1 protein-coding gene is annotated in these 359 nt (G+C 67.4%); it reads right to left on the reverse strand.

Annotated elements, in window-relative coordinates; genetic code table 11:
• Positions 1 to 359, reverse strand: a 359-nt coding sequence (locus A2J03_RS25635) for a prolyl oligopeptidase family serine peptidase (RefSeq protein WP_156520586.1), incomplete at both ends; no start/stop codon positions are given.

The following is a 359-nucleotide window of genomic DNA, read 5'->3' on the forward strand; positions in this document are numbered from 1 at the left end:
CAGCTCGGGGTACTTCGTCACCATTATCCCCATCAGCAGACCGCCGTTGCTGCCGCCTTGCGCGCCCAACTGCTCGGGCGTCGTGATCCCGCGGTCGACGAGGTCGCGCGCGACGGCAGCGAAGTCCTCGTGCACCCGGTGTCGTCCGGCGCGCAGAACCTGGGTGTGCCAGTCAGGCCCGTACTCACCGCCTCCGCGAATGTTCGCCACGACGTAGGTGCCGCCGCGTTCCAGCCACGCGAGCCCGATCGAACCGCTGTACGACGGCGTCATCGAGATCTCGAATCCGCCGTAGCCGTACAGCAACGTCGGGCCCGGCTCGGCATCTTCTGTGCGCACCACGAAGTAGGGGATCTCGG

Origin of the sequence: Rhodococcus sp. EPR-157, assembly GCF_001647195.1 — a bacterium.
GTDB lineage: Bacteria > Actinomycetota > Actinomycetes > Mycobacteriales > Mycobacteriaceae > Rhodococcoides.